The following is a 23,317-nucleotide window of genomic DNA, read 5'->3' as shown; positions in this document are numbered from 1 at the left end:
AAACCTGAATGAGTAGACCTTATTCAATGGATAATTCTAACTATTCAAATTTTCAATACAAATTTGCCGAATAACACGGATAGAACTTTTTATTAATAGGATAAAACAAGGTATCATAGACCGTTTTTAAAAAATTGACCTTGGAGACGCCTTAAGTGGATCGACCGACTATTAGCCCTGAACATCTACAGGAAGCTGCTGAAAACTTAACAACTATTCGAGATTTTATTCGTTTTGGAGTTACAGCATTACGTCAATACGATGCACACTTAGGTCAAGGTACTGAAGATTATTTTGCTGAAAGTTCTGCTTTAGTTTTACAAACTTTGTCACTAGACTGGAATGCCGATGCTGAGATTTTAGACTCAAAATTGCTGCCAAGCGAAGTTGCGGAATTCTTGAGTTTACTCGAACGTCGTATCAATGACCGTGTTCCTACTTCATATTTATTAAATCTTGCTTATTTCTTTGGTAAACCATTTTATGTAGATGAGCGTGTACTGATTCCACGCTCACCAATCGTTGAGCTGATTGAAAATCGTTTTGCACCTTATTGTTTGACTGAAAATGGTGAAATGGGTGAAGCGGTCAATAATTTGCCAGTGAATCCAAATCCTAAAACTCCACAGCGTATTTTGGATATGTGTACTGGCTCTGGTTGTATCGCAATTGCTTTGGCATATGCTTTCCCTGATTCTGAAGTCGATGCTACTGATATTTCAAAAGAAGCCCTTGAAGTTGCACAAATCAACTGTGAGCATCATAATAAACAGTATCAAGTCGCTTTATTGGAATCTGATCTTTTCGCTAAAATACCTGCCGAAAATCAATATGATTTAATTGTTTCTAATCCGCCGTATGTCGATGCTGAAGATATGGCAGATTTACCAGATGAGTTTCATCACGAGCCAGAATTGGCATTGGCAGCGGGTCAAGATGGTTTGGATCTTGTGCGTAAAATGCTGGCTCAAGCCGCAGACTATTTAACTGAAGATGGTTTAATCGTCATTGAAGTGGGCAACTCAGAATGGGCGATGAAGCAAAACTTTAATACTGTTGATTTCTACTGGTTGCAATTCCAACGTGGTGGATCAGGTATTTTTGCACTGACTGCAGCACAATGCCGTCAATATCGTGATTTATTCATTCAATCTGTTCAAGTTTAAAGGAGTTGTTGAACATGGCTGGCAATAGTATTGGACAATTGTTCCGTGTAACAACTTGTGGTGAATCTCACGGTGTGGGTTTGATGGCGATTGTAGATGGAGTTCCACCAGGTCTGAAGTTATCAGCTGAGGACTTACAAATAGACTTAGATCGTCGTAAACCAGGTACCTCTAAATTTGCAACACAACGCAAAGAACCAGATGAAGTTGAAATTATTTCAGGCGTGTTCGAAGGTAAAACCACTGGGACATCCATTGGTCTTTTAATTCGTAATACAGACCAAAAATCTAAAGATTACGGTAATATCGCACAAACTTTCCGTCCAGGTCATGCAGACTATACTTATACACAAAAGTATGGTTTCCGTGATTACCGTGGTGGTGGTCGCTCAAGCGCACGTGAAACAGCGATGCGTGTTGCAGCGGGTGCAATTGCTAAAAAATTCTTATTTGAAAAATTTGGTATTGAAATCCGTGGGCATGTAACTCAAATCGGAACTGAAAAAACAGCAAAATTAGATTGGAATGAAGTGCCGAATAATCCATTCTTTTGTGGTGATGTTGATGCCGTACCACGCTTTGAAGCACTTGTGACATCATTGCGTGAAAAAGGAACAAGCTGTGGAGCACGACTTGAAATTATTGCTTCTAAAGTACCCGTAGGCTGGGGAGAACCTGTTTTCGACCGTTTAGATGCTGATATCGCACATGCGATGATGTCAATTAATGCGGTTAAAGGTGTAGAGATTGGTGATGGTTTTGGTGTGGCTGAACAATTTGGTCATGAAACACGTGATGAACTGACAACTGATGGCTTCTTAGCGAATCACGCTGGTGGTATATTAGGTGGTATCTCAAGTGGTCAAGATATTCGTGTATCAATTGCACTAAAACCTACTGCTTCTATTACCACACCAGGCAAAACGATTACCATTAATCGTGAAGATACGGATGTTCTTACTAAAGGTCGTCACGATCCTTGTGTGGGTGTTCGTGCGACACCAATCGCTGAAGCGATGCTTGCAATCGTGTTAATGGATCACTTTATGCGTCATCGTGCCCAAAATGCCGACGTTGTTGCGCCATTTGAGCCAATTTAACCAAAGTAAAAAAGCGTATGATGTAAAAAGCCAGATGATTGATCTGGCTTTTTAATATAATTTTAAAATTGCAATTGAACGTTTTATGGGGAATTCAATTGAAAATAAGGATATTGGTTGGGGCGATGGTCTTATGCGGATTATCGTATAGTTATGCGAATGGCTTAACACAATCTCAGTTTGATATTGAAGTGAAGTCAATTTATAACGAAATTGAAGCGAGTCAAATTCGATTACACCAATCGGTCGATAGTAAGCAGAATATTTCGTTGATCATTCAAAGAGCTTGTGAATATGCAGATGCATTAAATGCTTTAGAGCGAATAGCACAAAAGAATATTCATATGGCTAAAGCAAAAGAAGAAGCATTATTTGCAAAAAAAATGAGAAATTCTTTTGAGTTATCATTCCAAGATTTAGGAACAAGTTATCAAAAAAGTTGTAAGCCTTAAAAAAAGCCAGTTCAACGAACTGGCTTTTTAGTGAATAATTCATTTATTCGATAGTTTGACCTGTATAACCTTTCATAAATGTTAAGTAAGCAGAAGACTTCTGACCGTCAGCTTGCAGGATGGGACGAGTCACTTCGCCGTTAGCTGTCACGATTTTTAGATCAATTTGTTTTGCGTCTCTAAATGAGTTTAAAAAACTTACAGGAACGACAATAAAATTAGATGAATTCGTTACACCAGCTGCAGTTGCATATTGGGTTGGTTGAATTGTTGAATAGACATAAGGCTGACCATCAACAATAAAGTTCAATTGTTTTATATCGTGCTGTATAGTGTCATTTACATCTGCAGTTATTTTAAAACCATTACGCTTTTCATCATTCCAACGGAGTGCAAGCTCAGGGCAAATTTCATCAGTAGCACAGATGAGAGGTCCTTTGGTTACAACACGTTCTGGATAACTTCCTGCACAACCTGTTAATACAACCAATGCTGAAATAAGCGCTAGTTTGATTTTCATGATTTTACCTATTGTCTTGTTTATTATAACTGTGTACACAATTTGTTAAATCTAACGAAAAATTCTAAAAAATGAAATGCCTAGCAGTCTAATAACACGTTGCAGTTTTGTATCGATGATTAAAAAAAGACCCATAGTGGGTCTTTTTTTACTTTTGTTTAAATTGTTGGTAGCCACTTTTAAATGTTTGATAGGCAAATGATGCATGCCCATCTTTTAAAATGCTATGCGTAATAGCACCTTGATCTGTCACTACAGCAATATCGATAGATTTAGACTGATCAAACATAACGACAAAATTCATTGGTACATCAATGTAATTTGTAGAGTTAATGAGATCGGAATTGTTGACTGAGCGTGTATTGGTTTGAGTTAAAGTTGTGTAAGGATAAGTTTGACCATCTAGCGTGAAAATCACTTGCTTGATATCAAAAGATTTTCGATCAAATAGATTGGTATGTACTCTAAATAAATTATTGCTCTGCTGTTTCCAATCAAATGTTAACTCAGTACATGGTTTTGATGGTTCACAAATCACCTGACCACGTGTTTCAATTCGCTTGGCATTTTCTGAAGGTTTAAAATCAATAACATTAGATGCATAAGCTTTTGCAGAACTTGCATTTGGTTTATTGGATACAACGATACACCCACTCAGTGAAAGAGCAGTAAGAATAGATATAAATTGAACTTTCATTATTATCAACCAGTTAAATAGATGTTGTTTTTGTATATGCTAAATTTAGCATAGAATCCATATAAATGTTAACCAGTTATCAAAAAATATATATTTATTGTCTTATTTTGCTATTTTTCTTTGTGGTGATGCTTGTCAGGTTGCTTGAATTAAGTTTAAAGGTGGTAAAAAATAATTGATTGAGTCCTTTATGGTCAAACGTTTCTATTTTTGATTGAACACTTTTCAAAAGGTGATATAACTAAAAATAAAGCGTTAATAAAAGAGTATGAAATGAAAACGACTGTGAAATATGTGGTGTTGAAGAGCAAAGACTATCAATTGGGCACTCCATTGTTTGAAGAAACCATCGAGGCAGACTATGCGTATTTCGATTCAATTCCATCAGTCATTCAGTACCAGAATCATGAGTTTAAAGTGAAGTCAAAAGAACTTAATCGAAAGCAAATATTTGATGACTTTGAAGAATCACAAACAATCTTAGTTAAAGTCATCGCACTGAATTAATTTAAAGGCAGCCTTGAGCTGCCTTTCTTATTCTCATCACTATTCATTATCTATTTTATAATATAGTTCTATTCGAAATTAAGCACGGTTCAATATGCACCAAACATTCCCAATCCAAAGTAGGTTAGGTGGATTCTACTTTTTCTATAGCACCATTGTGGGATATCATTAACTTAAAATTATATATTTATTAGTGGTTTATATTGATTTTAATGATGCTATAAAAGTCTTAAAAAATCACGTGTAGACTATTTGTAGACTGTTGAGAAGCATGATTTAATAAACTTACTGAAGGTTTATTGGATTAATCATGAAACTCAACAAGTCTAATGTTGATGCTATCCCATTGACGGATTCTGGTCAAAAAATTATTAGAGATACAGATTTGATCGGTTTCGCGATTCGAGTCACCACGAAATCAAAATCCTATATTGTAGAACGGAGACACGAGGGGAAACTTTATCGAGTAGTGATTGGTAAAGCGAATGAAATATCCGTAAATTCTGCTCGAGCAAAAGCCCAAATGATCTTGGCTCAAATCTCCAATGGGGAATACATTAGTCCAAATGAAAAAGTTTCCGTAAATAATTTTTTAAATATCACTGTAGATGAGGCATTAAAGATTTATATCGATAGAAATGATTTCAAACCTAAAACAATTAGGCAGTATAAAAAATACTTTGATTTATACTTAAAGTGGTCAGATCGTAAGCTCTTTGAAATTACCAAAAAAGAAGTCTTAGATAAATTTATCGAAGTATCTGAGCTCAGCAAGTCATCTGCCAATGGTGCAATTTCATTGCTTGGCACGGTCTGGAAATATATTCATGTGCTTTATTCGACCGATGAAAACCCAATTTTAAAAAGCAATCCGGTAGATATTATTGCCGTAACTAAAGGCTGGAATAAGATTGAAAGTCGTAATAGGCATTTAGATAAAAGTATCATTCATAAGTACTACAACGCCGTTTTGAATTATGAGGATGAACTTAATCTAGAAAATACAGCACGATCCAACACGCATAGAGATATCATTTTATTTACCATGTATACCGGTTGCCGTCGTCAAGAAGTCTGCGGTCTTAAATGGGAAGATGTGAATTTTAAAGAAGGTATAGTTATTTTTAGAGATACGAAAAATGGTTCTAATCATGAATTTCCAGTAGGGGATCATTTGCTGTCTATATTAAAAGAAAGATACTTACTAAAAGAAAATGATTGGGTATTCCCAGCGACTAAACTTCCAACTTCTCATAATATTCACGCTACTGTAGTAGATACTGCACTCAAGAAAATAGGTGCTCAGGTTAATTTTTATGTATCGATGCATGATTTTAGGCGCACCTTCGCGACGATATGTAATTTACTAAGATTTAACATCTATGTGACTAAACGACTCCTTAACCATACTGCTAGACCACGGTTAGATGTCACGGGCGGCTATGTTCAAATCCCAATGGAGGAATTAAGAGCATCCATGAATATGATTGAGGCTGTATATCAAGGAAAGATTGATTGTTTTAATTATGAAAGTGTCTGGGATGAAAGACTCAAACAATTAAAGGCAGGATAAACCTGCCTTCTTATTTATGCGTATTGAGCTGTGCAGGTGACGGTTCTGCTTTTTTCGAATGCTAATACATCAGCTTTTCTATATGCAACTCGTCGACCAATTTTGGTGTAGGGAAGTTCAGACCCATCACAGCGCATTCTAGCCAATGTCCAAGGGGAACAATCTAAATATAACGCTACCAAATCTTGTCCAAACTTTTGATCATTAGGTGCATCTAAAAATGGTTTTAATAATTTAGATCGTTCATCTTCATTGATATTCTTAAAACTTTTTAAAGCCATCATGCCACCATTCCAATTTTCAATTCATGTTTAAAGTTCACTTCAACTAATGCGCGTGACAGTTGCGGACATACAGAGTTTCCAACCATTCGCGTCTGTTCGGTTTTTGTTAGCCGGATCTCACTACCATCTTCATCAATGCCTTTCTCAAATATATAATTTTCAGGAAAGCCTTGAGCTCTGAACAACTCAACCGGTTGAAGCATACGAAAGCCAATATCAGTAATTCGATAGTCCTGTCCCTTAACTTTCACAAGACCAAATCGATCACGTGTGGGAATTGTTCTTAAAGGGCTATTTACACTATTTCCATCTTTTTCATTACCATAATAAGCGGTTAAAAAAGCACGAACTTCTGCAAATGCATTAACGGTAGTTAAAGTATTAAGGGGTGTATCAATATTTTGACCAACACTATTTTTTTTCATAACCTGCAAATGACTCACAACTAAAGAATTGTGATCTTTCGCTGTAATGGTGTGAACAGGATTTGTGATATCACTACCAATAACACCTGTGAAATTCTTAGCTATATGTGCTGAAATTAATGCATGATGACCGCCTTTAGTCTGAGCACAAATCGTTCTTAATGGCTCATCTGCAGGCATCGAGCGCTTATTGGATGCATTAGCACATTCGGTTAAAACAGGTGCCATACTGTTAACAATGAATGGTGATTCATTATTAATGACAAATTTATGAATACCTGCAGCGATACGATCCATAGTTGCTTTAGCTAACGGACGACTGCGAGAAAAAATACTAGGGCATTCAATAGACCAATCAATACATTCAGCAGCAGTACGCCAAGGTTTTAAAATACCTTTTTGCACCTGGATTGAATCGGGATGACAGTGGGTAGGTTCTGGCCAATGAATTTTTAACCCATCACGACGTGCGATTAAGAAGAAGCGTTTACGGATTGTTGGCGATCCATAATCACATGCTCTTAGTTCACGCCAGTCAACAACATAACCTTGTCTTTTGAGTGCATTAACAAAGCTATTAAAAGTGCGACCTTTATTTTTAGGACATGGCTTACCATCAGCACCTAGATCACCCCAGGTTTTAAATTCCTCTACATTTTCGAGCATTATTACTCGAGGGCGAGTTTTTGCAGCCCATCGCAAAGCTACCCAAGCTAAACTTCGTATTTTCTTCTCAACTGGTTTACTGCCTTTCGCTTTTGAAAAATGCTTACAATCAGGCGAGAGCCACACCAAACCAACTGGTTGATTGCTTGTCGCTTCAATTGGGTCAATATCCCAAACACTTTCACAATAATGTTTTGTATTAGGGTGGTTAATACGATGCATTGCTAAAGCTTTTGGGTCATGATTAATAGCAACATCAACTGGACGGCCAAATGCTTGCTCAAGCCCCGTACTTGTGCCACCGCCACCAGCAAAATTATCTATGATGAGTTCGTGAGGTAGTAAATCCATTACGCCACCTTCGCTAAATTTGCCAACTGATTAACTCGAACTGCCTGAAAATATCTATTCGCAATGCCGAGCCTCAAATCATGAATAAAATCTTTGCCATATTTAAAATATTGAGTGAGAAATAACTCGTAACGCTGAGTTAAATAATCATCCAATTGATAAAACTCTTTAACTTTGTGGCGCTCGAATGGTATTGCGCCACGCTTACCATCCTTAGTGATGACCATTAAATCTTTCTTTAATGTAATCTTGTGACCGCCACGCTCAAGCCATTCTAAAAAAGGTCCTGAGATGCTATTTGGTAATAACTTAGCCATTTCGATACCCCCACGTACTCACAAAATCTTTAACGCATGCTTCAATCCCGAACAGATTGATATCCCGATAAGTTTTAACTCTGCCTCTGCATGTGATTTCAACTGTGCGAGTTTGACTGTTGTATGTGTAGCTCATGCTGCCACCTCAGCTTTAAATTTGTCGGCCAAGTCATGCATAAGAAGATTGCCAGATCCCGTTTGATACCAAATGCCCAATTCACCATTTAGCTTGAATCTTAAAATTTCGTATTCTTCAGCATTGGTAAAAACATCAGCACCTTGATCAACAAGCCACTCCGAAAAATCGTTTTGCTGAGATACACGCAAAGCAATTCGATTTTTATAGGCTTGAGTACTTGGGTAGCGATTACGTAGTATCTGCCAGTCGCTTAGTGGTTTGACCTTAATACGATGGCTCATGCAGCCCCCTGTGGTGGAGCAAGTGTGGACTTTCTTGCTGCACATGCGCTAATAATTTCAGCCTCACAATCTGTACCTTTAAACTGGGTATAGATAATTCCTAGCTCAGCCACATCATTAGTAGTTTGGATGCGAACAAGAGCTTCGCTAAAAGCCTCCTGCAAAGCCTCTTCTTGAGACTTGCCATCATTCAGCCAAGCCAAAATTTGCATACCTGTTTCTCTTGTAATCACAACACCTTCTGGGTTGAATAGCTTTGTTCTATCTTTGGTTGGTATTGCAACATGTGATCCGTGAAGAACATCAAGTGCTACTGTTAGCTCATATTCGTAGCCATCACGCTGCTCAGCTTTCATGCCCAGTTTGATAATTTTCTTGTTTTCACCCTGAACAGTTTCAGTTTTTGCTCTGGTGGTTGTGATGATGTGCATATCAGTTTGAAGCACAGCATCAATAAATTTGCGATGACGAGGGGTTGTTTCAGACCAAGCCGACCATGTATTGCCGCGAAAACGAGTATTCGCAGTCTGATCATTGATCTCCAAACACCCACCTGTTCCGATCCACTCATGAGAGGCGCTGTCAATAATTAATACTTCGTAGCCCATGTTAAAAGCCGTAACGATTGCACCTGCAAATCGTTCAGGTGAATAGGGTGGTTTGAGTGGCAATGTGTCAAAATTAAACTCAGTGGAATAAAGTGAAGCCGATTCATTCTCAGTATCTATTACAGCAATTTTGTTACCTAAACCTGACGCCATGAGTAATGCGCTATAAGTTTTGCCACTACCTGAAGGGCCGTTTAAATTTAACTTGAGCTTAGCCTTTTTTCTTGTAGCTCTTGAGAATACAAAGTTTTCCATTTTTATTGCTCCTTAATCGCCTTTCCATTTGCTGTTCGTATAAATCTCAGGCTCTTTAGGTATGTAAGGTGTCTGCTCAACTGGCTTAGCTACCTTAGGTAATACAGGACCTTGAAATTCAATGTGTTTAATTAGCAATCGGATTTCATTTTTATTAACCACAAATTGCAGTTGCGTTTTATTGTCTGAAACATAAAGCTCGGTTTTGGCTTGTCGACAAAAGTCTTGATGCCATTTAAGCTTCTTGGCTAGTTCGGAATGTACAAACACCTTTCCAATTTCCGCACCAAAACTATTAAATTCACTGAGAATCAATCCATTAACTGATGTATTCATAGCTCACCTCATTGGCAAACTTGGCTTTGATTGAGTTCACAACATCCTGAGAGCAGTAAGTTATGCGTGTTGAGTGACCTTGACTGCAAACCCATATCAATTGATTGTTTGAGTTAGGAGCAGGGTAGTAGCTGTATGCCATCAATCCGCAACCACACTCAGCGTGGCTAGGAAAACAAGGCGCTAACAAGTCACTTTGAATTGATATTGCGTTCATGCTGCACTCCATGATTTTGATGATATTCAGCTTCTTTATCGGCTGCATAGAAGCAAGCAGTTGTGAGACCACTCATAATTGAAACTACAACTAAGGCCATAACGATGTTGTGAATAGTGTCTTTGATGAATGACTTAGGTTTCATTTCAGCTTTAGTAGGTGGCTGATATAGGATTTGAGTTGTTTGACTCTGAACTTTGTCAAACTTCGGGGTTTGACTGTGTGATGCGGATTGATTCATAATAATTTCACTCACAGTTTGGTGTGGGTCATGCTCCAGGTTGTTACAGCAACGCTGGGGCTTTTTTGTTGCTTGTGTGGTAAATATCGCATTTCCGATATTACTAGTCAATAGGAAATCCGATAATATTATAGAAAAACCGATATTTTTTATTTTTTATGCTTTAATAGCCAAAAGAAAACCCACCGCTGGGGTGGGTTGTTTGGAGTTTGTTAGGAAGGCTCTAAAAATCAAATTCTTCTTGCTTAGTGGTCTTGTGTTCAATAACCTCCACCACCTCAAACTCTGTCTTAAGTTTGGTGTGAGCTAGGAACTGAATCGTCTTTAACTTAACCTTAAGCAGATCGCCCTTACCAAAACGAAGCAATCCAGAATCAATTTTTTGAAGAAACGCTTCATCAGAAATAGAAGCATTAATTGTTGACCCCCCATTATTGAATCGCCACTTATTTTTTTCTTTAAAAGATATTGATTCAATCTGCAAGAAAGTCTCTGTAATGCTTTCACTTAAATGGTCATCAATGTCTTGAAATTTAAAATACTCAACTTCTTCTTTATCAATAAAAAGCTCAACATTTTCGTCAAGCATTTCCCTTACAACATAAAATGAATCAATCCCATCCTTACTTAATGGCTCTAGCATTTTTTCAATATCAGATGCAATAACCTTGCTTCGATAGAGGCGCAATGCTCTTTTATCAACTTCCAAATATTCTGTTTCGGAATAAAAAACTTTTGCACTATCAGTCGTTTCTTCTATTCTAACAGGAGGCTTACCTTTGAGTTTTTTATAAATTTGGATTACACCAACAGTAGCTCCGCTAAAAAAACCCACTAAACCTAAGATCCCGCCTGCATTCGCCAAGGCTGTTGCAGTAGGGCCAGCTAGCATATCCTTAATCTGATTCACCCAGGATAGGTGTTCAACAAATTCTATTCCAAAGCAACCTGTTTTAAAGTTTGCTTTGACATTTAGTTGAATTTCAAGCTTATCCCCATTGATCTCTTTGTTTGCATGAGTCAGGAGGTCACTTATAGCCATCATGGCAGGCGCAAGATCACGAACATCCATAAGGTGTTCCTCTAGTGCCTTGCCATCATAAACTACATGGAATTTCTCGCTCATAGCATCATCATCAATCAAGTCTGCGTGGGTTATTGTCATAGTTTAACAGTCTGTATTTTTAGTTTCATTATGAGTTTGACAGCAGTTGTCGCGCTCTTTCACTTAATCTATTTAAAGCCCTGCGTCGTTCGCAATTAACACCCAAGCCGCGTATAGCGGCTTTTAGTCACCGGTAAATTACTTTTCAAACATCTCAGATACAAACTATTACCCAAGTATGGAGATGCTTGGGTTCTTTATATCTAACGACTTACAATTAAAGATTAATAATAGCTATAACCTATCCACGATGGATAATTGCTTGATTAAGTGCAGACACAACATCAGAAATAAAACTAACATTTTCACTCGAAAGTGCCTGTACTTCACCAGAAGAGGATTGAAGAATCACAGAAGCAATAGGTTTCGCTTGATAAACTAACCAAGCACCAACACCAATTAACCCCAGACCAACCAATTTGAAGCCACCGTTGGTTACTAGAAATATAATAATTCCAATAATGATCATCCAGATACCTGTTTTTTTATCAGCAGGTTTGATTCCTTGTTTTACAGATGTAACCCCATTCATTGCATAAGTTTGACCCTCTACAATAAATCTAGCATTTGTAACAACGGTATTGCCATTATTAAAAAATTCAGTTTCATTTGATTGTGGCATGTAAATGCTCATTTTCCCTCTCCGCCCGATCTGCTCTAAAGGACTGCGTCGGGTTCGCAGTTTGATTTTGTTGTAATGCTTGTGTATTTTAAAATATAGGTGAGGGGGTGCTTATCACACCCCCTCGGGTTTATGCAAACCAAGTCAGGAATGCGAGTACCGCATAAAGATTTATCTTTACTGATACTCTCAAGCCCTTCTTGGTCCGCAACGTCAGAGAAAACATGGCATGTACCTTGTAATTCACTGGCGGGCGCCCACCAATATTTATATTGGTGTGTGTATTTATATAGCGCCATGCCGGGCGCTTGCCCTGAAGGTGTGGCCACACCGGAGGGGCGTTCAGCTTAAATGATTTGCTAGTGCATCTCACACCTGCTTGGTCGCTAGGCCCTACCTATACGCCAAACATTCGCTACTCTCATCCTCACCTTTAGCGGATTACTAGCCCGCAATTCAGGATTAGTCGTCCTGAATACCTAAGCCGCATATAGCAGCTTTTATTCTTAACTCTTACGTGGTTTTTTCTTAGCTCGATAAACATAGCGAATACAATCCACCACCTCACCAACAAATTCACAGTCTTGATCAAGTGGAATAATATTTGGTTTAAATTCAGGATTAATCGCCTGTAGGTATTTAGCTCCATCTGGCTCAATTACCAGGCGCTTAAAAGTCGCATCATCAAACTTTCTAACAACAATAATGTCGCCTGAGTTCATATCACCAAAAGGCAGAGTAGGGTCTACAAGGATGTAATCACCTTCATGGAATTCTGGGTAGTTACTTAAGCCTTGAACCTTCAGGTAAAAGCATTTTTCACAATCACCATCTGGAATGGGCAGCCATTCTTCCACCTGTGACATGTCAACAGATTCGACATTGGTCATCGTACCTGCCTGAACCCATGACAAGACAGGGGCCATGCGTGGAACTACTGGCACAACGTTTATCAATGAAACCTCATCAAGAGCGCCTTTCTTTAATTCTTCAGCGGTCACACCAAGCGCATTAGCCAACTCTAAAATCGATCCAGTGGATTTCGCATTTCCTGTCTCTAGATCAGAGATAACAGATTGCTTAACTCCAGATTTTTGAGCCAATTCTTTCTGGGTCATTTTTTTCGCTTTGCGAATTTTCTTTAAATTTTCACCCAAAGTTGTCATGAACTTTTCCTTAAATACCGCTATCGGAATTCTGATACAAATTCCAATCGGTTTGGCTATTGTGTAAATATCGGAAAACCTATATATTTATAAGAAATATAGGAGGTCTCCCATGAACCAATGGCAAAAAATGATCATTGATTTGAAGGAACAGGGATTAACCCAAACCCAAATCGCTACTGAGATTAATTGTTCTCAAAACTATGTAAGCAATCTTGAAAACGGGTTGTGTGGCAAACGCCTTGGATACGAGAAAGGCAAGAATCTGGAAAAATTATGGCTGGCGCACTGCGCACCCCAGCAAATTGCATAGGTGAATTTATGAGTCTTGAAAAGAAATCTACACATGTTCGCTTGTCTCCCGAAAACCATGAGCGTGCAAAGGTTCTCTCAAATATTAAAGGTAAGGACTTAGCTCAGTACCTTGCTTATCTCCTGGAAAAGGAAATTGCTAGTGAATGGCATATCCTTAATTTACAAGCAAAATCCTTTGAGCGCTTGGGAGTAGCAGCTTTATTGCGGGACTTAAGCACTGAGGTTCAATTCTATGAGGGATCGGAAGGGATTAACGGGGATATAGACAAAGAAAAAGCCTGACGGTCGAGGTCAGGCTTTTGTATTCAAAACTTAGAGGGCATTGAATGAACACAAATTTAGCACATGAACCATCATACCCACAAGGTGAGGTTGTTCGTTTTCCAAAAAATGAGCGAAAAGCCATGTCGGAAAAAAAGTTTAATTACGTCACCAGCATTCGCTCAATCAAGATGCACTCAACTACAAAGCATGTTGCTTTAACTTTGGCCACCTATGCTGATTTTGAAACAGGCATCTGCTACCCAACAGTCCAAACATTAATGGATGACACTGGGTTGTCAAACCGTGTTGTTAGTCACCACATCAAGCAGCTCGAAAAACTTGGTTTTTTGTTGGTAAAAAGAGCAAGAGGAAGTAATTCAAAATACAAATTTATTGTTGAAAATATCACCAAAGCAGTGACGCAGAGTCACCACCTAAGAAAAACAAGTAGTGACTTTGACGACATGGAAGTAGTGACTTTAATGCATGAAGTAGTGACTTTAAGCGCACAAAGTAGTGACGCAGAGTCACACAAACATCCATTAACTACCAATAACTACCATGAAGTATCAGATAGTGTATCCGCACACGAAAAAACCGAGCAAAAAACAGAGGGTGAAAAACAAACTAAACCTACTGCCAAAAAACGTGAATCTGGAAAAGTAAAAACCTCAATTCCTAAAAACTTCGCAATCAGTGATCAAGTCCGAACTTGGGCGCAGGAAAAAAACTACAAACACCTTGAGCAACATCTTGAGTATTTCACTGCCAAGTGTGAAGCCAATGGGTACAAGTACCTGAATTGGGATGCTGCTTTCAAAACAGCAATTCGCGATGACTGGGCAAAGCTGAACAACAATCGGCAAACTGGCTACCAATCAGCAGCATCAAAAAACAGCCAAACCCTGAATAACCATGATGCCTTCTTTGCTCAGTACGGCATTGGAACAGAGCGTCAAGAGCAAGCCATTGATGTAAATCCAGACCATTCGTATGCAATCACTTGGGAGCATGAGCAATGAGTATTTTTACAATTGAACACGCGGCTCGCCTAATGAACAAGATGAAGGCGTTCTATGGGAAAAAATATGCTGAGCAATGGGGTGATATCCCAGCAGTAGAAATTGCGGATGCGATGGTTGAGTGCTTGCAAGGCTTAACTCAAGAGGATTTTAAACGCGGTTACTTGCGTATGCAGAAATCTACGTTTTGCCCAACCATTCCTGAATTTCGTGCATGGTGCGAACCAAAGACCGATGACTGGCTCGGCTCACATGAAGCATGGGCGATTGCTGAAAAGTCGATTGGCTTTGATGGTCAGGAATTAACAGTGATTTGGACTGAGCAAATGGCTCAAGCGTTTAGTCGCTGCGAAGACCTTGTAAAGACTGGTGATAAGTATCAACGCGCAGAAGCAAAGAAAATATTTTGCGATGCTTATGACCGCCTTGTAACACAAGCCAAAGATCTGGGATTGAAGCCGATTTATGTGACTTCACTTGGGGTTGATAAAGACCAGGCGATTGCAGCGATTAAACAAGCAGAAGTTGATGGGTTTTTACCAGCACCTGAAGTTCAAAACTTGCTAGAGCACAAACAAACCACTCAAGAAATTAAGTGTGATGCGGAGCGATACAGGACTACAGCTCAAGAGGCTTTAGCGAAACTTGCACCACACATCAAGCGCAATGTGAACAAGATGCAAGATGAACACAAGGAAATCCAACCATGGGAGACGGTAGAGCAGGTACATATCGACCTGTTTGACAACATGGAGCAATACAAGGCTTGTCTTGCTTTAGAGAAAAAACCACTACCACAAGCGGTTAGAAATTGGGAAATGACTTTAGGGGAAATGGTAGAGCAGCGCAGAAAGAGTGTTGGGGGTGTGGCGTGAGAGAGTCCAAAAGACCCAAAGGTAAAACATCGTTCGAAAGACGGCTGGATATTCTTATTTTTGCAGTGCATACACCGAGACAAATAACAGTCGGTGATGTTTCAGAAGCCGTATTGGATGGAACTAGATCAACAATACGCGAATGCATGAATGACTTAGCGTCGTGTGGCTATCTTCAAAAAGTATCGATTTATGAATATTTGGCAACAGCCAAGGCAAAGGAGTTATTTGGGGTAGCAGCATGAACGATCTAAAAACATTGCGAGACAAATTAAACGGCTCTGCAAGTCTAGCTTCTGGTGAAACTCATGAATCACTAAAACAGGAATGGGATGCTATTCACGCTGAGTTTGAATTGCTGAAAGCGGAAGATGAGCGAAATTATGTAGGTTTTGGAGAAGTTGAGGGGTGGAAAGGATGAATAAGCAAACAATTATTCATGCTTGTAATCATGAATTCCAATACTGCTGGATTTACGACTTAGAGATTTGCATTCACTGCCAAGAGGTGAAGAAGTAGTGAGAATGACAGAGGAGCAACTCAAAGCTCGTCAAATGCGCCAGAAATCCACCATTTCGGCTAGCAAGTCGAAAGGTGGTGCAAGAGCACTAGGGCGACTTAAACAGGGCGTAATGAACAATACAGAGCGCAAATACGCTCAACATTTAGAACAACTAAAACTATCGGGCGAAATCCAGTATTTCGCCTTCGATTCAATCAAGTTTCGCTTGGCAGACAAAACATTCTACTCGCCTGATTTTATTATCTTGAAGGCAAATGGTGAACTTGAAGCTCATGAGGTCAAGGGGTTTTGGGAAGATGATGCAAAAGTGAAGATCAAAGTCGCTGCTTCAATACACCCTATCCCATTTGTGGCGGTTTATTGGGATAAGCAAAGTGGTTGGAAGTTTGAGAATTTTTAAGGGGATGGGGATGAGCACAATTAATATTGATTTAGCGATTGAAAAATTTGAACCATTTGAATGGTTGGCAAAGGGGATTACAGCTAAAACTGCAAATTATGAGCCTACTGTTCGAGGAACTGCAGAAAAGCCTTTAGATTATCAAGATCGTCTTGGTGCAATTGCGAGTATGGATACTCAACTAGAGAAGTCAGTGACGAGTTTGATTATTTATGGGGATTTGGCAAAATCAGACTATGAGTACATTAGAAATCATCTAGCGAAGATAATGCTCATTAATGCGCAAGCAGATAAGAAGCGCGAGCCACAGGGAATTGCAATGTATCACCTAGCATGGTTGATGGCTCGAAAGGTATTGGATTTTGCAATAAACCCAAGACTTGAAAATGCATACACGAAATATGGGTGTATGTATTACATGGGCATTGGTGATCATCAAATGTCACTTAAGGCTTATGAATGCACTTGGGAGCAATATGAGAAATTGATGGTTATTGCGATTGAAACTGCTATAAATGGAGCATCTGAGGCGATCAAGAAGTATAAGAAAAATACTTTTAAAGAAATGTGAAAATAGTTCTAGGAAAATTTTCCTTGGAATGGTATAGTAAAACTATACTGGTCGTATTACGCAGTTTCAGACCATGTTTAAATTAAGCTCGTCAAATGGTGAGCTTTTTTGTTATCAATATTTCTTTTTTTTGGTGATAAATTTACGAAGTATAGTGTTTTAACCGTTTGGTTGTTCTGAAAGCTTTAATAACAGGCAGTTGTCATTGTTTGTACTTTTAAATAAGGCATAATGTGCTTCTTAAATTTAGAACTAATTTTTATTTATGGTAGATGTAAACCAGTTAAACAATATTTTTAAAGAAACATTAGCGAATAATAAAAAACCTGAAAGAATATTGATAGGCTACAAGCTATATGCAGAGTTAATGAAAGATAGAAGGTTTTTTGAAGAGGTAGTAGGATCCGCTATGAATCCTAGTAAGCGTACTTATCAAAATATTAAAATTAAGATTACTCAAGATGATAGACAGCTTGAATTAAAATCTTCGGGTTAATGAATTCTTCTAATATAATATTGTAACTTATTGCTAATGCTGCGCTTTTAGAAACCGAATATTATTTATGCACAGGACCTAACCTGTTCTTCAATTTTACCTCCTCACCCAGGAGGTATTTTTTTGCCTTTTAAATTATTAACAGTTAATGAATATCTATCAGTTAATTTTATTGTGTTTAAAATCACAAATAAATTGAGATTGGATTATTTACATAATTAATCTTTCATTGAATTAGCAAGTTAAAACACTAAATAAATTCCCTTACATTAACTTTAAATTTCAAGTTTAAATGGGTGTTAATGTGATCTTGGGTTGTAACCGTAAGCAAAACGGAACTATTCAAGTTGAAATCCGGAATTGCGTTTTCCTTTCAATAAACCTGGATGTTTAACATCTAACTTGAATTTCTAACGCATGCATGTATTTGCACCATGCCAACCTAAAGGGCTCGCAGGTAAGAGCAAGCCCTTTTTGAAGTACTTGCCGAACTTATTACGGCACTAAACCCCGCTCTAGGTTCATTTGGTGGGGTTTATTTTCTTAAAGACACCACTGTACTTGGTAATTGGGATTTGTATTATCGTGCGTACACTTTCTTGGGTGGGTAGAGAGACATAGAATCACCCAAAAATTTTCTGGAGAATCGTATGCTCCGTAAATTACTTTGTATTCTAGGCTTTCATGGCGCTACTGAAATTGATTACACGATTAATGATGATCAAATAAAAGTGTGTCGAGATTGTTTAAAAGAGGTTGAGTAAGTGCCAATCAAGGTTGAGGTATGAATGCAATGAATGCATTAAATATCAATATCTTATGGTGTTTGGCTTTTCCACGAGCGTTCAATTATCTGCTAAAATCAAACTTTAATATTCTATTATTGAGATGTTGAATGTCTAGTCAGTTAATTAAATGCTTGGGTGGTCCTTTGGGTTGCCAATATGTAGACAATTTGGGTAGTTGGTTTGAAATTAGCTTAGAAGGTCGAAAGCTATATTCATCGAAACATATATTTAATGATGAATTTAATGGGAAGTATTGCTTGACAAGCTTTTACCTCACCCAAAATTCTAAACACCCTTTTGAATATTATGTTTGGGAACTAGATAAAAAGTTAATTAATAAACTCTTCTGCTGTTAAATCATTGTGCTTTGTATTGCACACTAAACCCCGCTATAGATTCTTAAGAATTGGCGGGGTTTTTCTTTTTTAGGAACTAGATATGCGCTTGAGTCGAATTAATTTAGCGATGTTGGTTGCCTCATCGTTTGGTTTTAGACGTTCGTTAAATGTGTTGGCAGGTAGTGCGAGAGAACTTTCGCAAGTGATGCGAATTACCGCGCCACAGACACAAAGCTTTAAACCAAACCGAGTAAGCCAAGCAAAGCGTCGTAAATATGCTCGACAAGGGCGTAAGTAGGTGAGATATGGTCGATATCGTAGAAGCTGAGAAAAGCCTTAAGAAGCTAGAGAGCGATCACTATCATCTAGCACATCTTAATCACTTAAATAGTCGCGAATCATTCAAACAAGATTGTCAGCGTCGCATGAATGAGATCAGAAACCAAACTGACAACTCAAGACATTTGATAAATGCGGAACGCAAAAAGACTCGCTGAGATTCGTAATTTGCCTTGTGTGAGGTGTGGTCAAGCGCCAAGCCAAGCTGCTCATTCAAATAGTTCCAAGCATGGTAAGGGAAGAGGGGTTAAGGCAAGAGATGAGTTCACAGTGCCGCTTTGCTATTCATGCCATAGTCAATTTGATCAATTTAAGTTTGGAAATAGAGAGCAATCTGAAAAGCTATTTGAGCAATGGTTGGTTAAAACAGAAGTGATGATGAGTAAGGATGAAGAGGTATTTTGATGAATCAGAAACTCGAAGCTACATTCATTATCGACTCACATCAAAACATCACCAAAACTATCGGCTTTCTAAATGCATGGCATACCCAAGCAATTGATCAGGGCAAACCATTAGTTGTCCGTATTAATCAGAAAGAAGATGATCGAAGTAAGGCGCAGAATCGTATTTACTGGATGTGGCTATCTCAATGGGCTAAACACCAAGGCACTGATAAAGATACAGAGCATTTGTTTTTTAAGAAAAGATTCTTAGCACGGATCTATGATCGTGATGATGTTAGTCAGTATCGAAACACATTTGCTGCAGTAAAGGTTTTGAAAGAGCAGAAGCATCCACAATACCAAGCTGTGGCAGATGGGTTGAATGAGTTGATAAGCACCACAGATGCAACAGTGGATCAATTCACTGAGTACCTAAACGATATCCATACTTTCTGTTTAAGCAAGGGATGTTATCTAAACACCCCTGATGATTTGATGTATGCTATTGAATAAATTTAATATTTAAGCTATTAGTTAATACTTAAATTAATTAAGGATGATCATTATGGCGTTAAGTGTTCGTGAGCTAGAAACTGGATTAGAGGGTGAGTTTGTGCGTGCTAAAGCAGCAATAGCAGTAGCACTAATAAATAATATCAATTGTGAAAACTTGGTAGCCAATAAAGAAAAAAGAAAGGAATTTATCGAGTTGGTAAAGCAAATCCAAGCCACACTGAGCTCAGACTAAAACAATAAGACCACCTTCGGGTGGTTTTTTAATGCTCGTTGTAAGGGTGAGTAAGATGAGAGATCAAAATCATATCGACCAACTCAAACGTGATTTACACAAAGTAATAACAAGCGTAATCCATACATTTGAAGCCGAAACAAACGAAACCATTAAAGATATTGAATCGGTGTTCCACCCAATAAACACAGTAGATGAGCCATATAAGCATTTGCTAAACGAGATTCATGTTGAGCTGGTGGATAAGAATGACATGTAAGGGTTGTGAAGAGCGCCGTGAAATGATGAGAAAAACTTATGAGCGAGCAAAAGAAAGAATGCAGTTGTGCATCAAGCGACTTACTGGTCAAGACACTGGAAGCGATGAGCGAACTAACGAAAGCGATGTGCGAACAGAACAAACTAATGGCTCAGATCGTGGATCAGAATAATCAGTTGATTGATCGGTTAGATGTTGACGGTGGTGATGAACCTATGTCCCTCATTGGTAATTTGGATGACGATTATGCCTAAAGTGGTTTCAATTATTCCATCTGAAAACAAACGGAAGCATGGTGTACACACCACTCAAGGTACACAAGTGCTTCTTGATAATGGTGAAAAATTAGAAGGCGTACATAAGGTTACGCTTGTGGCTGAGGTCGATAAGCCGTGGAAAGCTATTATTGAAGTGTGGCCTGTTAATCAAGTGCAGATTGATGCATTGCTTGAAAAGGTAATCACTAATGAAACTCCCAAGACTTCAAACCAAACTGCAAGCGATCACACCCAAGAAGCCCTCGGAACCAATCAAGCAAAGTTGGGGTAAAGGTCGTGGTGGGAGACCATGGCGCAGACTCAAGCAGAAGATTCACTTACGAGATCAGTGGACATGTCGCCAGTGTGGTCACGTTACAACACAGCTAGAGCTGGATCACATCGTGAATGTTGCTAAGGGCGGTACAGATGATGAAGCTAATCTTCAATCGCTGTGTGTGCCTTGCCATAAGAAGAAGACCGGTAAAGAATCTAGAGGCATGTGATGGGTTATTCAGTTTACTACAGCGATAAGAATAAGCGTTGGCAAGGTTATGGTGTGCCTGCCTATTGTGATCATCCTGGCTGTAAAAATGTGATTGATCGCGGTATGGGTTACGTGTGTTGCGGCAACCAAGATCATATAAACTCATGTGGTGGATTTTATTGTTCAGAACATGAAGGGCTCTGCAATATCATATCTGAAGATGAGTTAGAGGGCTTGGAGGAAGAAGAGCTTCAAGAGTTGCTATGCGACTATGGGCTCGATGAAGCGCCGTTGTTTGATGAGGATGGACTTTATTACCATTGCCAGCATAAACCTATAGAAACTAAAGAGCATCCAGATTGGTTGAAGCATATCCTTATTGATGAGTCTTGGAATGAATGGAGATCCAAGGAGCTTGGTGAGGTTATTAAATATCAACAGATGTTGGAGGAGATTAGGCTGTGAGCGAGCCAATTACAGCAACACATACATCATTGCGCTCAGGTGAATATCTGCGACTTACAAAAGGTGTTTATGCGGAGGTTTATCTAAATGGTTGGTGGGTTGAATGCGCTACCTTAAGAAACTCTGATTTGATAGGTGTTAAATATTTCATACCTGGTAGAGCAAAACCACTACATAAATTTGGATGGCGCAAAGTCTTATGTAACTTAAGATTGTTTTCGATCGGATGTAAATATAGGGCGGGGGAGTCAAAAAGTTTGAAGACCTAGGCCAGCGGACACCGCGCCCTAACTCATTTATAAAAAAATTTCCCTTTTCAGTAAAAGTTAAAGCGAAAAGTTAAAAAGTTAAAGTGAAAAGTTAAAAGGTTAATCATGGCACTAAGCGAAAAAATGAGAAAATTTGCTCATGCCGTGGTTGACGGTATGACCAATAAAGATGCAGCAATTTCAGCAGGTTATGCAGAAAAAACAGCTTCACAGGCTGGCTCAAAACTAAGAAAAGACCCTGAAGTCTGTGTTTATATTGAAAAGTTAAAGGCAGATAAAGAGGGCAAAAGTTTAACTTCTGAAAAAACAAAAGTTAAAGCTCAAAATACATCAAGCCATGAAGATGAAGATCCGCTACAAGATCAATTTACGACCGATGACCCACTCGAATTCCTAATTAATGTCATGAAGAATGGCGGTAATGAAATGATGCTCCGTGTCAATGCGGCACGTGCAGCACTACCATATGTTCATGGCAAGGTTGCCGATAAAGGCAAGAAGGAAACTAAGGCTGATGAGGCTAAGAAAGCGACTCAAGGTGGAAGGTTTGGAACATTAGGTTCGCAATTAAAGCCTAGTTGACTGTAAAATAAAAGTTTAAATAACTTGAACTAGAATATGAATGCTGAACAAACCGAACTAAAACAATTTCTTGAAAATTACCCTTTATATAAGCAATTCAATTGTAATAAGGCTTTTCAAGCTATAAACGATACAACTCTGATGTTAAGGGAAATTGAGTATGATTGTATAATTTGTAATAGCTTAAAACCCCTTCACAATACTGATAGACACGATTTAGTTATTAGCATTGCTCCATTAAAGAAGGAGATCATTAATTTTGCTGAGTTTACTTGTGTTACCTGCGGGAAGTTTAGTAAATCGTATTTACTACACGTCCGGAAAATTGAAAATGGTATTTTGGGAATCAATAAGATTGGTGAGTTCCCACAGAAAGAATTACCTAGAAGCAAAGCATTGAGTAAGTTCTTTGCGGAAGATAAGCAGGAATATAATAAGGCTGTAGTATGTCTAGCCAATGGTTATGGGGTTGCTGCATTTGCATATATGCGGAGAGTGGTAGAAAAAAACATAAACGGTTTACTGGATTTGATTGCAGAAAGCGCTGAACCCAATTCAAGATTAGCAGAAAGCTTGGCTAAATTAAAAACTACTAGTCCAATGAGTGACAAAATTGACGTAGCAAACAATGTATTACCAGATTATTTGAAGCCAGATGGTTTTAACCCATTAGGTCAAATTTATGGACTATTGAGCGAGGGTGTACATTCTTTACCGGATGAAGAATGTTTAGATAAAGCTCAAGATCTGCAAGCATGTTTAGAATTTTTAATTAGTGAGCTTGCGGCTCATAAAAAAAACAGGGAAGAGTTTAAGAGCAGATTAAGCTCTTTAAAACGATGAAA

The 23,317-nt window shown here is 38.5% G+C and carries 39 protein-coding genes; 26 read left to right on the top strand and 13 right to left on the bottom strand.

Annotated elements, in window-relative coordinates; all coding sequences use genetic code 11:
• Nucleotides 1–155 precede the first annotated feature (155 nt).
• The 3 genes from prmB (at nt 156) to AC1M9N_RS00660 (ending at nt 2,718) form a co-directional block, all read left to right on the top strand.
• A complete protein-coding gene (gene prmB, locus AC1M9N_RS00670; protein ID WP_035263595.1) occupies nt 156–1,166 on the top strand; it encodes a 50S ribosomal protein L3 N(5)-glutamine methyltransferase in 1,011 nt (336 codons plus the stop codon).
• Between the two features lie 14 nt (nt 1,167–1,180).
• The gene (gene aroC, locus AC1M9N_RS00665; protein ID WP_092766326.1) at nt 1,181–2,266 is read left to right on the top strand and encodes a chorismate synthase; all 1,086 of its coding nucleotides are present in this window, start codon (nt 1,181–1,183) and stop codon (nt 2,264–2,266) included.
• A gap of 98 nt (nt 2,267–2,364) precedes the next feature.
• The gene (locus AC1M9N_RS00660; RefSeq protein WP_143047393.1) at nt 2,365–2,718 is read left to right on the top strand and encodes a hypothetical protein; all 354 of its coding nucleotides are present in this window, start codon (nt 2,365–2,367) and stop codon (nt 2,716–2,718) included.
• 43 nt (nt 2,719–2,761) lie between these two features.
• Here the strand turns inward: AC1M9N_RS00660 and AC1M9N_RS00655 are convergent, their stop codons facing one another.
• Both AC1M9N_RS00655 and AC1M9N_RS00650 read right to left on the bottom strand, forming a co-directional pair.
• The gene (locus tag AC1M9N_RS00655) at nt 2,762–3,238 is read right to left on the bottom strand and encodes a hypothetical protein (protein WP_481954071.1); all 477 of its coding nucleotides are present in this window, start codon (nt 3,236–3,238) and stop codon (nt 2,762–2,764) included.
• A 148-nt stretch (nt 3,239–3,386) separates the two neighbouring features.
• Nucleotides 3,387–3,935, bottom strand: a complete 549-nt coding sequence (locus tag AC1M9N_RS00650; protein WP_179998064.1) for a hypothetical protein — start codon at nt 3,933–3,935, stop codon at nt 3,387–3,389.
• 273 nt (nt 3,936–4,208) lie between these two features.
• Between AC1M9N_RS00650 and AC1M9N_RS00645 the strand changes: the two genes are divergently transcribed.
• Complete coding sequence (locus tag AC1M9N_RS00645; RefSeq protein WP_035270711.1) at nt 4,209–4,442, top strand: hypothetical protein; 234 nt, start codon at nt 4,209–4,211, stop codon at nt 4,440–4,442.
• Between the two features lie 310 nt (nt 4,443–4,752).
• On the top strand, nt 4,753–6,015 hold the full coding sequence (locus tag AC1M9N_RS00640) for a tyrosine-type recombinase/integrase (RefSeq protein ID WP_481954070.1): 1,263 nt from the start codon (nt 4,753–4,755) through the stop codon (nt 6,013–6,015).
• Nucleotides 6,016–6,029: 14 nt separating this feature from the next.
• Here the strand turns inward: AC1M9N_RS00640 and AC1M9N_RS00635 are convergent, their stop codons facing one another.
• The 10 genes from AC1M9N_RS00635 to AC1M9N_RS00590 all read right to left on the bottom strand — a co-directional run bounded on the left by AC1M9N_RS00635 (nt 6,030) and on the right by AC1M9N_RS00590 (nt 11,922).
• Entirely contained in the window at nt 6,030–6,299 is a 270-nt protein-coding gene (locus AC1M9N_RS00635; protein WP_481954069.1) for a helix-turn-helix domain-containing protein, read from the bottom strand.
• Nucleotides 6,296–7,741: a DNA cytosine methyltransferase gene (locus AC1M9N_RS00630; protein ID WP_481954068.1), complete on the bottom strand. Its 1,446-nt coding sequence runs from the start codon at nt 7,739–7,741 to the stop codon at nt 6,296–6,298. The genes AC1M9N_RS00635 and AC1M9N_RS00630 overlap by 4 nt, the downstream gene beginning before the upstream one ends.
• A complete protein-coding gene (locus AC1M9N_RS00625) occupies nt 7,741–8,058 on the bottom strand; it encodes a hypothetical protein (protein WP_481954067.1) in 318 nt (105 codons plus the stop codon). The genes AC1M9N_RS00630 and AC1M9N_RS00625 overlap by 1 nt, the downstream gene beginning before the upstream one ends.
• A 132-nt stretch (nt 8,059–8,190) precedes the next feature.
• Nucleotides 8,191–8,478 carry a hypothetical protein gene (locus AC1M9N_RS00620; protein WP_481954066.1) on the bottom strand — a complete coding sequence of 96 codons (288 nt, stop codon included), beginning with the start codon at nt 8,476–8,478 and terminating at the stop codon, nt 8,191–8,193.
• On the bottom strand, nt 8,475–9,341 hold the full coding sequence (locus AC1M9N_RS00615) for an ATP-binding protein (RefSeq protein ID WP_481954065.1): 867 nt from the start codon (nt 9,339–9,341) through the stop codon (nt 8,475–8,477). Before AC1M9N_RS00615 ends, AC1M9N_RS00620 begins: the two co-directional genes overlap by 4 nt.
• A 12-nt stretch (nt 9,342–9,353) precedes the next feature.
• The gene (locus AC1M9N_RS00610) at nt 9,354–9,677 is read right to left on the bottom strand and encodes a hypothetical protein (protein ID WP_481954064.1); all 324 of its coding nucleotides are present in this window, start codon (nt 9,675–9,677) and stop codon (nt 9,354–9,356) included.
• The gene (locus AC1M9N_RS00605) at nt 9,661–9,894 is read right to left on the bottom strand and encodes a hypothetical protein (protein WP_481954063.1); all 234 of its coding nucleotides are present in this window, start codon (nt 9,892–9,894) and stop codon (nt 9,661–9,663) included. Before AC1M9N_RS00605 ends, AC1M9N_RS00610 begins: the two co-directional genes overlap by 17 nt.
• Nucleotides 9,869–10,135 (bottom strand): hypothetical protein, encoded by a 267-nt coding sequence (locus tag AC1M9N_RS00600; RefSeq protein ID WP_481954062.1) that lies wholly within the window; start codon nt 10,133–10,135, stop codon nt 9,869–9,871. The genes AC1M9N_RS00605 and AC1M9N_RS00600 overlap by 26 nt, the downstream gene beginning before the upstream one ends.
• A 223-nt stretch (nt 10,136–10,358) precedes the next feature.
• Nucleotides 10,359–11,261, bottom strand: a complete 903-nt coding sequence (locus AC1M9N_RS00595; protein WP_481954061.1) for an LAPAL motif-containing putative phage structural protein — start codon at nt 11,259–11,261, stop codon at nt 10,359–10,361.
• 280 nt (nt 11,262–11,541) lie between these two features.
• Nucleotides 11,542–11,922 carry a DUF6232 family protein gene (locus tag AC1M9N_RS00590; RefSeq protein WP_481954060.1) on the bottom strand — a complete coding sequence of 127 codons (381 nt, stop codon included), beginning with the start codon at nt 11,920–11,922 and terminating at the stop codon, nt 11,542–11,544.
• Nucleotides 11,923–12,054: 132 nt separating this feature from the next.
• Here AC1M9N_RS00590 and AC1M9N_RS00585 point away from each other — a divergent pair, with 132 nt between their 5' ends.
• Complete coding sequence (locus AC1M9N_RS00585) at nt 12,055–12,273, top strand: hypothetical protein (protein WP_481954059.1); 219 nt, start codon at nt 12,055–12,057, stop codon at nt 12,271–12,273.
• A 155-nt stretch (nt 12,274–12,428) separates the two neighbouring features.
• Here AC1M9N_RS00585 and AC1M9N_RS00580 read toward each other — a convergent pair whose 3' ends face one another.
• Nucleotides 12,429–13,088, bottom strand: a complete 660-nt coding sequence (locus AC1M9N_RS00580) for a LexA family protein (protein WP_481954058.1) — start codon at nt 13,086–13,088, stop codon at nt 12,429–12,431.
• Between the two features lie 112 nt (nt 13,089–13,200).
• On the opposite strand from AC1M9N_RS00580, the gene AC1M9N_RS00575 reads away from it, so the two are divergent.
• The 20 genes from AC1M9N_RS00575 to AC1M9N_RS00480 all read left to right on the top strand — a co-directional run bounded on the left by AC1M9N_RS00575 (nt 13,201) and on the right by AC1M9N_RS00480 (nt 23,315).
• Nucleotides 13,201–13,401: a helix-turn-helix domain-containing protein gene (locus tag AC1M9N_RS00575; RefSeq protein WP_035266242.1), complete on the top strand. Its 201-nt coding sequence runs from the start codon at nt 13,201–13,203 to the stop codon at nt 13,399–13,401.
• 8 nt (nt 13,402–13,409) lie between these two features.
• The gene (locus AC1M9N_RS00570) at nt 13,410–13,685 is read left to right on the top strand and encodes a hypothetical protein (protein ID WP_481954299.1); all 276 of its coding nucleotides are present in this window, start codon (nt 13,410–13,412) and stop codon (nt 13,683–13,685) included.
• 44 nt (nt 13,686–13,729) lie between these two features.
• The gene (locus AC1M9N_RS00565; protein ID WP_481954057.1) at nt 13,730–14,689 is read left to right on the top strand and encodes a helix-turn-helix domain-containing protein; all 960 of its coding nucleotides are present in this window, start codon (nt 13,730–13,732) and stop codon (nt 14,687–14,689) included.
• Nucleotides 14,686–15,564: a hypothetical protein gene (locus tag AC1M9N_RS00560; RefSeq protein ID WP_481954056.1), complete on the top strand. Its 879-nt coding sequence runs from the start codon at nt 14,686–14,688 to the stop codon at nt 15,562–15,564. Before AC1M9N_RS00565 ends, AC1M9N_RS00560 begins: the two co-directional genes overlap by 4 nt.
• On the top strand, nt 15,561–15,809 hold the full coding sequence (locus AC1M9N_RS00555) for a hypothetical protein (RefSeq protein ID WP_481954055.1): 249 nt from the start codon (nt 15,561–15,563) through the stop codon (nt 15,807–15,809). The genes AC1M9N_RS00560 and AC1M9N_RS00555 overlap by 4 nt, the downstream gene beginning before the upstream one ends.
• Nucleotides 15,806–15,985, top strand: coding sequence for a hypothetical protein (locus AC1M9N_RS00550; protein ID WP_481954054.1), 180 nt, complete (start codon nt 15,806–15,808; stop codon nt 15,983–15,985). The genes AC1M9N_RS00555 and AC1M9N_RS00550 overlap by 4 nt, the downstream gene beginning before the upstream one ends.
• Before the next feature lie 103 nt (nt 15,986–16,088).
• On the top strand, nt 16,089–16,487 hold the full coding sequence (locus tag AC1M9N_RS00545) for a DUF1064 domain-containing protein (RefSeq protein ID WP_481954298.1): 399 nt from the start codon (nt 16,089–16,091) through the stop codon (nt 16,485–16,487).
• Nucleotides 16,488–16,497: 10 nt separating this feature from the next.
• Nucleotides 16,498–17,058 carry a hypothetical protein gene (locus tag AC1M9N_RS00540; RefSeq protein WP_481954053.1) on the top strand — a complete coding sequence of 187 codons (561 nt, stop codon included), beginning with the start codon at nt 16,498–16,500 and terminating at the stop codon, nt 17,056–17,058.
• A 265-nt stretch (nt 17,059–17,323) separates the two neighbouring features.
• Nucleotides 17,324–17,554 (top strand): hypothetical protein, encoded by a 231-nt coding sequence (locus AC1M9N_RS00535; protein ID WP_481587460.1) that lies wholly within the window; start codon nt 17,324–17,326, stop codon nt 17,552–17,554.
• A gap of 1,226 nt (nt 17,555–18,780) precedes the next feature.
• Complete coding sequence (locus tag AC1M9N_RS00530) at nt 18,781–18,978, top strand: hypothetical protein (RefSeq protein ID WP_481954052.1); 198 nt, start codon at nt 18,781–18,783, stop codon at nt 18,976–18,978.
• Between the two features lie 173 nt (nt 18,979–19,151).
• A complete protein-coding gene (locus tag AC1M9N_RS00525; protein WP_481954051.1) occupies nt 19,152–19,424 on the top strand; it encodes a DUF968 domain-containing protein in 273 nt (90 codons plus the stop codon).
• Nucleotides 19,424–19,918, top strand: a complete 495-nt coding sequence (locus AC1M9N_RS00520) for a NinB/YbcN family protein (protein ID WP_481954050.1) — start codon at nt 19,424–19,426, stop codon at nt 19,916–19,918. The genes AC1M9N_RS00525 and AC1M9N_RS00520 overlap by 1 nt, the downstream gene beginning before the upstream one ends.
• Before the next feature lie 52 nt (nt 19,919–19,970).
• On the top strand, nt 19,971–20,153 hold the full coding sequence (locus tag AC1M9N_RS00515) for a hypothetical protein (protein WP_481954049.1): 183 nt from the start codon (nt 19,971–19,973) through the stop codon (nt 20,151–20,153).
• Between the two features lie 55 nt (nt 20,154–20,208).
• The gene (locus tag AC1M9N_RS00510; protein WP_481954048.1) at nt 20,209–20,412 is read left to right on the top strand and encodes a hypothetical protein; all 204 of its coding nucleotides are present in this window, start codon (nt 20,209–20,211) and stop codon (nt 20,410–20,412) included.
• A 104-nt stretch (nt 20,413–20,516) separates the two neighbouring features.
• Nucleotides 20,517–20,666, top strand: a complete 150-nt coding sequence (locus AC1M9N_RS00505; RefSeq protein ID WP_481954047.1) for a hypothetical protein — start codon at nt 20,517–20,519, stop codon at nt 20,664–20,666.
• Complete coding sequence (locus AC1M9N_RS00500; RefSeq protein ID WP_481954307.1) at nt 20,659–20,961, top strand: hypothetical protein; 303 nt, start codon at nt 20,659–20,661, stop codon at nt 20,959–20,961. The genes AC1M9N_RS00505 and AC1M9N_RS00500 overlap by 8 nt, the downstream gene beginning before the upstream one ends.
• Nucleotides 20,879–21,175, top strand: coding sequence for an HNH endonuclease (locus AC1M9N_RS00495; RefSeq protein WP_481954046.1), 297 nt, complete (start codon nt 20,879–20,881; stop codon nt 21,173–21,175). Before AC1M9N_RS00500 ends, AC1M9N_RS00495 begins: the two co-directional genes overlap by 83 nt.
• Nucleotides 21,175–21,621: a hypothetical protein gene (locus AC1M9N_RS00490; RefSeq protein WP_481954045.1), complete on the top strand. Its 447-nt coding sequence runs from the start codon at nt 21,175–21,177 to the stop codon at nt 21,619–21,621. Before AC1M9N_RS00495 ends, AC1M9N_RS00490 begins: the two co-directional genes overlap by 1 nt.
• 374 nt (nt 21,622–21,995) lie before the next feature.
• Complete coding sequence (locus tag AC1M9N_RS00485) at nt 21,996–22,472, top strand: terminase small subunit (protein WP_481954044.1); 477 nt, start codon at nt 21,996–21,998, stop codon at nt 22,470–22,472.
• A gap of 36 nt (nt 22,473–22,508) precedes the next feature.
• Entirely contained in the window at nt 22,509–23,315 is an 807-nt protein-coding gene (locus tag AC1M9N_RS00480) for a hypothetical protein (RefSeq protein ID WP_481954043.1), read from the top strand.
• Nucleotides 23,316–23,317: the final 2 nt, after the last annotated feature.

Source organism: Acinetobacter sp. ANC_7655 (assembly GCF_056784015.1).
This window is presented reverse-complemented; position numbering and strand designations above follow the sequence as displayed.